We start from the raw sequence: 2,802 nt of genomic DNA on the forward strand, positions 1-2,802 counted from the left end.
GAACGCTTCCGCTTCTACAAGCAGCGCGGCTATCCATTGACCCACTTCGACGCAGACAAGGCATGAGCTCCTCCACCTCGGACGCCGGCATTCCCCTCCTGACGGAAATCATTCCCGGCCCGGCTCCGGCAGAAACCAGGCGCCCGGCCCCGCCGGCGGTCAAGGAGGAAGGCGTGGTACTCGCACCCCGCGCAGCCAATGTCCTCGATGAGGATGAATGGAATCGCCTCGAGCGCGAGATCCGCGAGCGCGTGCTGCAGCAGATCATCGAGCGCGTCGATCTCGTCCTCGAACAGCGTGTGCGGGACAGCTTGGCCGATGTGCTTCAGACGGCAGTCGAAGGCCTGGCCTCCGACATCAGGAGCGGGCTGCATGTCTCCATCCGCGACGCCGTGACGCGCGCCGTGACCCAGGAAATCGCCAGGCTGAAATCGGAAGAATAAGGCCGGAGCGACTGGAGATCCGTTGTCATGAAAGTCATCGTACTCGGTGCCGGCATTGTCGGAACCGCTTCGGCGTGGTTCCTGGACAAGGCAGGCCATGAGGTCACCGTCCTCGAACGCCAGCCCGGCGCAGCGCTGGAAACCAGCTTTGCCAACGGTTGCCAGATCTCGGTCTCGCATGCCGAGCCCTGGGCGAACCCCGCTGCCCCGCGCAAGATCCTGAAATGGCTGGGCCGCGAAGATGCCCCGCTGCTGTACCGATTCCGGCCGGAGTGGCTGCAATGGCGATGGGGAATGCATTTCCTGCGTGAATGCCTGCCCGCCCGCACCGCAGCCAACATCCGGCAGATCGTTGCGATTGCCGAGTACAGCCGTCAGACCCTGCAGGCAGTACGCGCCGAGACCGGTATCGAATATGACCACCTGACGCGCGGCATCCTGCACTTTTATACCGACCGGCATGAATTCGACCATTCGCTGGCCACTGCCCGCCTGCTGCGCGAACTCGGCTGTCCGCGCCAGTCGATCGACGCCGACGAAGTGGTCCGCATCGAACCCGCGCTCGCCGGCATGCGCAACAAGATCGCCGGCGGCGACTATACCGCCACGGATGAGTCGGGCGACGTCTACAAGTTCACCGAGGGACTGGCACACAAGGCCGCCGGCAACGGCGTGGACTTCCGCTTCAACACCACCGCTACCCGCCTCCTGACGGAGGGGACGGGCGCCGCCGCGAAGGTGTGCGGCGTCGAGGTCATCGACGGACACGGGCGCCACCAAGTCCTGCAGGCCGATGCATTCGTGGTGGCGCTGGGCAGTTTTTCCGTGCCGCTGCTCAAGCCTTTGGGCGTGGATCTGTTGATCTACCCGGGCAAGGGCTATTCCGCCACCTACCGCATCACCAACCCGGCTGCCGCGCCCTCGGTGTCGCTGACCGACGACGGCTACAAGCTGGTGCTGTCGCGCCTGGGCGACCGGCTGCGCGTGGCCGGCACCTGCGAGCTGAACGGCTACACGCGCGAACTGAACCCGACCCGCTGCGCAGCGATCACCCGGCGCACCAGAGAACTGTTTCCGGATGCATGCGACTACGACGATGCGGTCTACTGGACCGGCCTGCGCCCGCTCACACCCTCCAACGTCCCGTACATCGGCAAGACGCGCTACGCCAACCTGTTCCTCAACACCGGACACGGCACGCTGGGCTGGACGATGGGTTGCGGATCGGGGCGTGCCATCGCCGACATTGTGTCCGGACGCCGGCCGGAGGTCGACTTTGCCTTCACGGAGATGCCGCCGCATGCGCGGCACGGCGCTCACGCCCGCACGGTGCGTGCCTGAGCGTCTGAACGCCCTGAAAACAAAAATCCCGCCGGGTCATCTGCCCCGCGGGATTTTTTATTGCCCTGTCATCCGCCGCGCTGCCCCCGCGTTATAGGGAAACGGCCTACTTGGCTACTTGGCGACACGCACCTGCAGCTCGGCAGCCTTTTCGTCGAAGGCGATGCGCGTGGCGAACTTGGCGCGCTTCATGGGGAAGCGCGACTGGAAGTGCCGCACGTTGCCCGAGCCGGAGATCACCTTCCGCACGAACTGGTAATAGGCATCCATATCGATGACATGCACGACGAGGAAGTAATCGTATTCGCCGGACACGAAGTAGCACTGCATGACCTCGGGTTCCTTCGCCATGCGCGCCTCGAATTCCTGCATCTGCTCGTCGGACTGGTTGTTCAGCGACACTTCGAGGAAGGCAAGCATGCCGTAACCCAGGGCAAAGGGGTCGACCAGGGCAACGTCCGCACTGATGATGCCGCTCTCGCGCAGTTCGCGGATCCGGCGCAGGCAGGTAGGCTGGGAGATATGCACCTTCTCCGCCAGGGTGCGCGTGGGGGTCTGGTTGTCCTTCTGGAGCAGGTTCAGAAGCTTGCGGTCGACCTTGTCCAGTGCGCGAAATTTAGGCATATAAAAATTGATGAATATTGCAAAAAACCGCAGAAAAACTCTTTTCGAACCGTTTTTTCTGTTGTACCGTCTGCCTGTTCAGAAATCTGAATGGTAACAGTATGTCATGGGACAGCCCTTTCACCAGACAGGGCCGGCTCATAACAAGAAGCTACAACCCTTCTCGCCATGTGAAGACAAGTAGCAAACAAGTGAGTCTTGCAGCAACCTTGTGTTTTATCAATCCTTAGGAGGATATTTTATGCAGTTCACTACAAAAATGATTCCGTTGGCTGGCGCAATCGCATTTGCCTTCGCAGGTGCGGCATCGGCACAGGAACAGGTCGTCAAGATCGGCCACGTGGGCCCGATCTCCGGCGCCATTGCACACCTGGGCAAGGACAACGAGAACGGC

General features: G+C 62.0%; 3 protein-coding genes and 1 pseudogene. 3 read left to right on the plus strand and 1 reads right to left on the minus strand.

What is annotated here, in order from left to right; all coding sequences use genetic code 11:
* Positions 1 to 62 precede the first annotated feature (62 nt).
* Both VFF99_RS01800 and VFF99_RS01805 read left to right on the plus strand, forming a co-directional pair.
* On the plus strand, positions 63 to 443 hold the full coding sequence (locus tag VFF99_RS01800) for a hypothetical protein (RefSeq protein WP_325014426.1): 381 nt from the start codon (positions 63 to 65) through the stop codon (positions 441 to 443).
* 27 nt (positions 444 to 470) lie between these two features.
* Positions 471 to 1,784 (plus strand): D-amino acid dehydrogenase, encoded by a 1,314-nt coding sequence (locus VFF99_RS01805; protein WP_325014427.1) that lies wholly within the window; start codon positions 471 to 473, stop codon positions 1,782 to 1,784.
* 114 nt (positions 1,785 to 1,898) lie between these two features.
* On the opposite strand, the gene VFF99_RS01810 is transcribed toward VFF99_RS01805, so the two are convergent.
* A complete protein-coding gene (locus VFF99_RS01810; RefSeq protein ID WP_325014429.1) occupies positions 1,899 to 2,408 on the minus strand; it encodes an Lrp/AsnC family transcriptional regulator in 510 nt (169 codons plus the stop codon).
* 241 nt (positions 2,409 to 2,649) lie between these two features.
* Here VFF99_RS01810 and VFF99_RS01815 point away from each other — a divergent pair.
* Positions 2,650 to 2,802: pseudogene (locus VFF99_RS01815) on the plus strand (branched-chain amino acid ABC transporter substrate-binding protein); the annotation flags it as partial.

The organism is Noviherbaspirillum sp. (genome assembly GCF_035654295.1).
GTDB lineage: Bacteria > Pseudomonadota > Gammaproteobacteria > Burkholderiales > Burkholderiaceae_D > Noviherbaspirillum.